At 59.4% G+C, this 6,470-nt stretch carries 5 protein-coding genes; 1 reads left to right on the top strand and 4 read right to left on the bottom strand.

Annotation, left to right across the window (positions count from 1 at the left end; translation table 11 throughout):
* From IH971_10395 to IH971_10380, 4 genes are all read right to left on the bottom strand, one after another.
* The coding region (locus IH971_10395; protein MCH7498246.1) for an efflux RND transporter permease subunit at positions 1-2,308 on the bottom strand (2,308 nt) is incomplete at its 3' end.
* A 69-nt stretch (positions 2,309-2,377) separates the two neighbouring features.
* A complete protein-coding gene (locus IH971_10390) occupies positions 2,378-3,664 on the bottom strand; it encodes an efflux RND transporter periplasmic adaptor subunit (protein ID MCH7498245.1) in 1,287 nt (428 codons plus the stop codon).
* Between the two features lie 133 nt (positions 3,665-3,797).
* Positions 3,798-5,156, bottom strand: coding sequence for a TolC family protein (locus tag IH971_10385; protein MCH7498244.1), 1,359 nt, complete (start codon positions 5,154-5,156; stop codon positions 3,798-3,800).
* An 88-nt stretch (positions 5,157-5,244) separates the two neighbouring features.
* Positions 5,245-5,583, bottom strand: coding sequence for a hypothetical protein (locus tag IH971_10380; GenBank protein ID MCH7498243.1), 339 nt, complete (start codon positions 5,581-5,583; stop codon positions 5,245-5,247).
* Positions 5,584-5,953: 370 nt separating this feature from the next.
* On the opposite strand from IH971_10380, the gene IH971_10375 reads away from it, so the two are divergent.
* Positions 5,954-6,337: a hypothetical protein gene (locus IH971_10375; protein ID MCH7498242.1), complete on the top strand. Its 384-nt coding sequence runs from the start codon at positions 5,954-5,956 to the stop codon at positions 6,335-6,337.
* Positions 6,338-6,470: the final 133 nt, after the last annotated feature.

Here is a 6,470-nt window from a genome sequence, read left to right as displayed (position 1 = left end):
CGGCGGATTGAATCACATCCTGGATGTCCCCCACAGTGAGGCCGTAGCGTGCTGCTTGTTCCCGGTCGATCTCGAAGTCCAGAAAATTGCCACCCGTTGTCTTGTCGGCAAATGCGCTGGAGGTGCCAGGCAGCCGCTGGACGATCGCTTGCACCTGGGCGCCCAGGAAGCTAAGCGTATCCAGGTCTGGCCCCAGGATTTTGATGCCCACGGGCGTCTTGATACCGGTGCTGAGCATGTCGATGCGGGTCTTGATGGGCATGGTCCAGGCGTTGGTGAGCCCGGGAAACTGGATGGAGGCGTTGAGCTCTGCAATGAGCTCCGGCTGCGTCAACGACCTCTGCTCAGGCCACAACGCTCTCAGAATGGAACGCAGCCAGTGGGGCAGACCCCAATCGGAGAACCAGCGGTGGATGATTTTTCGCCGGGGCCAGGCCGATTCCGGCTTCAGGGTAATGGTCGTTTCCAGCATACTCAAGGGGGCGGGATCGGTGGCGGTTTCCGCCCGACCGATCTTGCCAAATACCATGGCGACCTCCGGGAAGGTCTTGATGATCTTGTCTGTCTGCTGGAGGATCTCTCTGGCTTTGGTAATGGAGATGCCAGGGTCTGTGGTGGGCATGTAAAGCAGGTCGCCCTCGTTGAGGGGCGGCATGAATTCAGAGCCCAGGTTCCGCAGGGGAATAATCGAAATCATCAGGATACCCAGCGTCACCAGTAGCGTACTCCTGCGATAGCGCAGCACCAGCTCGATGGCCGGCTTGTACACCCGCTTCAGGAACACATTGACCGGGTTGCGGTTCTCGGGCAATATACGCCCTTTGATCAGGTAACCCATGAGGACGGGGACAATGGTAATCGCCAGCAGCGCAGAGGCGCCCATGGCATAGGTTTTGGTGAAGGCCAGTGGCTTGAACAGACGCCCCTCCTGAGCCTCCAAGGTGAACACCGGCATAAAGGAGAAGGTGATGATCAGCAGCGAATAAAACAGCGCCGGCCCCACCTCTTTGGCGGATGCCAGGATCAACTCCCAGTGGTTCTCATCATTGCCCCGGCGCTCGATGTGCTTGTGGGCATTTTCAATCATCACGATGGCTCCATCCACCATGGCGCCAATGGCAATGGCGATGCCGCCCAGCGACATGATGTTGGCGTTGATACCCTGGTAGCGCATGATCATGAAGGAAATCAGGATGCCCAGGGGCAGCGTGACGATGGCGACCAGCGCGCTCCTGAAATGAAGCAGAAAAATGATACTCACCAGCGCCACCACGATGCTCTCTTCGATCAATTTCTCCTTCAGGTTGTCCACGGCGCGCTCGATGAGCTGGGAACGGTCGTAGGCTGGCCTTATGGTGACCCCTGCGGGGAGCCCACTCTTAAGCTCCTCGATTTTGGCGCGCACAGCTCTAATCACTTGCAAGGCGTTCTCGCCGTAGCGCATGATCACCACCCCACCAACAACCTCGCCGATGCCGTCGCGCTCGGCCAGCCCTCGACGCAGCTCAGGTCCCAGATGAATATGGGCGACACTGCGGAGCAGGATGGGGATACCGGCATCATTCACCCCCAGGGGGATCTGTTTCAGATCCTCCAGGGACTCAATGTAGCCCAGCCCGCGAACCATAAATTCGGTCTCCGCCATTTCAACCAGGCGGCCGCCCACAGCGCTGTTGCTGCGCTGAATGGCCTGCTTCACCTTGCTCAGGGGAATGTTGTAGGCCAGCAGTTTGTTGGGGTCGACCTCAACCTGATATTGCTTGACAAAACCCCCTATGGAGGCCACCTCGGCCACGCCCGGGACGCTCATCAGCTGGTAGCGCAGGTACCAGTCCTGGATCGACCGCAACTGTTGCAGGTCGTGCTGATCACTTTCCACCGTGTATTCGTAGACCCAGCCCACTCCGGTGGCATCGGGGCCCAACCGGGGTGTTACCCCCTGCGGGAGCCGCCCGGACACGAAGTTCAGGTATTCCAGCACCCGCGACCGGGCCCAGTACATATCGGTACCGTCTTCAAATATGATGTAGACAAAGGAGATGCCAAAGAAGGAGTACCCCCGTACCACCTTGGCGAAGGGCACCGACAGCATGGCCGTGGTGAGGGGATAGGTGACCTGATCCTCCACCAGCTGCGGCGCCTGGCCGGGGTATTCGGTCAGAATGATCACCTGCACATCGCTCAAGTCCGGAATGGCATCCAGGGGCGTATGCAGCATGCTGTACAGGCCGCCCAAAACCACAACGACAGTCGCCAGAATCACCACGAAGCGATTATTCAGGGACCAGGCAATAACTTTTTCAATCATTCAGGTTTTCTCATACCCTGCTGGTTAGCACCGCTTCCGGAGTGGGGGTAGCGGCACCCCATGAGCGGCTCACGGGCTTTCCATGGGGTGTTGGTGTTCCTCGCCATCCGGCGTGCCGTGTTCACGCCCCTCCATACCTGAAGCGTCATCAGGCCCGTCCATACCAGCGTCGTCGCCCATCTGCATAGCCGGATCACGACCCGGTTGACCAATAGAGAGTAGCTTGGCGATGGTTTCCTGCAAACGGCTCTCGGAATCGAGCAGGAATTGACCGGAAGTCACCACGGTTTCGCCTGCAGCCAGGCCGGACCTGACCTCATAGTATCCGTCTCCGCTTTCAATGCCGATCGTCACGTCCCGCGGCGCGAAGCGGCCCTCTCCGAGGGAGACAATCACAAGGTTGCGCTGGCCGGAAAACAGCACCGCCTCAAGGGGAACTGCCAGCGCGCCGGCCACCGGTGAAGTCTGGATCACCACATTGGCGTACATCCCCGGCTTCAGCTGCATGTCTGGATTGGGAAATGACAGCCGTACCTTGATCGTCCTGGTTTTTTCATCCACGTAAGGATAAACGAATTGCACGCTGCCGCGGTACTCGGTCCCTGGCTGGTACGAGAGGGTCATGGTGGCCTGCTGGCCCTCCTTGACCCAAGGGGCTTCGTATTCGTAGACGTCGGCCAATACCCATATGCTGGAGAGGTCGGCAATGGTATACAACCGCATGCCGGGGCGCACTTCCATACCGTCCAGCGCCTGTTTTTCCACCACGATGCCCGTGAATGGTGAGCTGATGGCGATGGTCTTGCCGACGACTCCCGTGCGGACAATTTCGTCCAGCTGCGGGCCTGTGATATCGAAGTACTCGAGTCGTGTCCGGGTAGATGTCCTGATGGCTTCGAGACGCCGCCGGGATGCAGGGGATGCAGATTGACCCGCAGCGCGCAGGTTCCTCAAGGCATCCAGGTATTCCTGCTGGGCGGTCACCAACTGAGGACTGTAGATCTCCATGAGCGTCTCGCCCCGGGCGATGGATTGGCCCGTCACATTCGCGTGAGTAACCTCGATCCATCCGGTGAATTTGAGGTGGACATGGGCCACGCGGGTCTCGTCGTAGTCCAGCCTGCCCAAGGTCCGGATCGCCCTGCTAAGGTCTCGCCGCTGTACTGTCATCGTGCGGATACCCATGTTCTGTTGCACCACCGGGTCGATGCGCACGGTGGAACCAATGCGCTCCTCCCCTTCGTAGACCGGAACCAGGGCCATCCCCATGGGCGACTTGCCGGGCTTCGACGAGATGTAGGTCGGGTCCATAGGCGCCCGCCAATAGAGTACCCGGCCGCTGACTTTGCCGGACACCGCGCTTTTGTCCTCCGGAGCATTCATATTCATCTGTGTAAGCGATGACTGGGCGCTGGATTTGTCAGCGGTTCCGCATCCGACAGCTGCTGTTCCTGTCAGTAAGGCCATGACCAGCAATAATGCTGATATTCTAGAAAATTTCATTAATCTCCTCCACTTCAATTTGAATGTGTCCAGCTGCCATCAGCAGGCGCGCTACGGCTTTGTGCCTATCGGCCCTCACGGCCTCAAAATCCAACCGTACCCGTTTTACCATCCGCTCACTGTCCAACAAATCCAGGAAAGCGATCTTGTCCGTCTCGTAGGCCGCATAGGCGGATGACAACATCTGATCAGCCTCTTGAACCAGGCTGCCCGCATAGAGCTGGTAGGTCTCCCCGAGCTGGTCCAGCTGTATCTTGGCTGAACGCACCTCCTGCTCGACATCGTTGCGGAGCCCCTCAGTTGTTGCCTCTCGCGCAGTCACTTCCCGCCGTGCGGCCTCTACGCGGGCCCGGTTCCCGCCAAACCAGAGGGGCAGATTCAGCCCCAGCTTGACGCCCACTGCATCCCCGCCGGGATTGACAGTGCCAGCTTGCTTGGTTGGTCCTACCGCCGAGTAGGTCACCCCGGCAATCAGATTAGGACGCCCCTTGCGAACGGCCAGCTCCTGCTGAAGTATGGCGATCTGTTGCTCCCGCCGAGCCATCTGCAAGCGGGGATGAGCGCGTTCTGCCAGCGCAAGCCAGGAGTCCGCGGAGATCTCAGGTGGTTGCGTATGCAACCCGCTGGCGAGAGTATCAGGGACAAAATTGCCATCGTAAAGGGCCTGCAAGAGATTCACCACCGTCGCCAGCTGACTGGATAGCGTATTCACCTGGCTCTGAATAAGGGACATCTCGATCTGAAGTTTCAGAATGGGGTGCTGGGTCAGCCCGACGCCGGTGGCGTAGTTGGTTAGGGCGACCTGGCGAAACGACTCCAAATCCGAGCGGTAGGCGCTGAGGATTTCCAGGGAGCGGATGAGCTTGACGTAGTCTGCGCGATAAGATCTGAGTCGGTATACCAACCTCAGCTGCAGGTCCCGCACCTCCAGTCCGGCAATATCAGCCCTGGTGGCGGCTACCGTCCGCCGCCGGCGCGACTGGCCCCAGAGCGGGATCTTCTGGCCCACCATAGCCTGACTCTCCACCGGACCGTCACGGGTCTGGATGGGGCGTACAAAGCCGGTAAACTCCACGACGGGATCGGGCCAAAGACCGGTGGCACGGACCCGTTCTCGGGCGGCCAGCGCTTCTTGCTCGGCTGCCTTGAGTGCCCGGTTGCTGCGAAAAAGTAGCTCCACAGCTGGGGGTAGCGCCGCCGCAGCCTTGGGTTGACCTGGTTGGGCCGAAATCACGCCGCTGAGCAACACCGCGCACAGTGCCCAACAGGGCAGACCGGGGAGTTGGATGGCCGCCGGGCTCAGGCCATACCCAGCGAGCTGGTGAGAAAAATCTAATGAAGTCATGCTACCTCGAAAGTCGACAATAATTAACAGTTGGCCGCCGTGGCTTGTGGGCAGACGGCGATCCAGGAGTCGGACGGGTGAGGTTAGGCTAAATCAGAAGGGGAATAAGCTGGGGGGGATGAAAGGTCCGGGCGAACTCGCCCTTCCCTGACAAGGCCAAGGGTCGGTTTGCGCTGGCTCCAGCCGTATAGCGCACGCTGTACGTCGGCAAGGCAGCGCTCTTGTACTGTGGCGCTACAACTGCCGGAACCGCAAGAGGTGCCACGCTCGCATCCATGGCGGCGCAGGCCCACATGAACATTTCAGATTGGCAGGCGCCCACATCCACCATACAGCAGGCGCTCTCGCAACCGGCCTGAGACGGCAGCAACGGTGACGCCAGCGGAGCGATCCAGATCAATAGTGCAAATGTGGCTTTGAGTTTCATCCTGGCCTGAAGTTACTGCCGATTTCAAATTGCTAGCAAACGGATTGTTCCCTGCCGAGGGGGAGTAGCCCACCAGCATCTACATCGTCCGGCTGGTGACACCCGAGGTCACCAGGTCGATCAAGATGGTGCTGCTGAAGTAGATTTACCCGCCAGCTGGGGGCCGATCTGAGCCAGGAAAAGCCCGCCTTTCAGGCCTAGACTAGCCTCCCACCCGGATACCTGCCGGATACGGCGAGCTGCGGGGCTGTCAAGGGGGGTGGGCGTTAATTGGAAAGCAATGGCCTTGGGCCTTTTCAAGATCCGGGGGACCATAGCCGCTAGCCCTGTTGGCACTATTTTTGCCCCACATAACGCTGGAGACGAAAGCATGCATTGGGCAGTAAAGCTAGTTCTTTTCGCGGTATTGACGGCCGGCGGGGTCAACTACCGCTCCAGCATCATTCGCTCCAGCGCGGTCATATACTTCCCGGACAGGCATAGCGAGCAAGTGCGCGTCGTCAATTACGGTGACGCCTTTTGTCCACCTACTTGCAAGGTGCCGCACCGTCATTTGGTCCACGATATTCGCTGGTCATGCGCCGATGCAGCCGACTGTGAGCATTTCACTGTGCTGCACGTTGTCTATCGCGGTGAAGAGAACAGGTTGGCCGCCCTTGAAAAAGAGCTCGGCCACGCGAATCTCATCGCGGAAACGCACATCCTGGTCGAGGACGCCAGTATTAGGCCTCAGTCCCCTGCTCAGCGGCCCTAGCGGATCGCCGCCTAACTCTCCTACCTGAACCCACCCCGGCGGATTCTTCCGGTCACGGCTTAGAAGGCCCCAGCGTCATGACGGGGACTTGCCAGCCGGTCGCTATTTTGTCGCTGTGACGGGCTGCCCCCCA

It is taken from the genome of Candidatus Neomarinimicrobiota bacterium (assembly GCA_022560655.1).
GTDB lineage: Bacteria > Fidelibacterota > Marinisomatia > SCGC-AAA003-L08 > TS1B11 > JADFSS01.
This window is presented reverse-complemented; position numbering and strand designations above follow the sequence as displayed.

What these genes read in the sequence shown, in the direction of transcription:
- IH971_10375 (MCH7498242.1), top strand. Translation starts at nt 5,954, where the DNA reads ATGCATTGGGCAGTAAAGCTAGTTCTTTTCGCGGTATTGACGGCCGGC.
- IH971_10380 (MCH7498243.1), bottom strand. Translation starts at nt 5,583, where the DNA reads ATGAAACTCAAAGCCACATTTGCACTATTGATCTGGATCGCTCCGCTG.
- IH971_10385 (MCH7498244.1), bottom strand. Translation starts at nt 5,156, where the DNA reads ATGACTTCATTAGATTTTTCTCACCAGCTCGCTGGGTATGGCCTGAGC.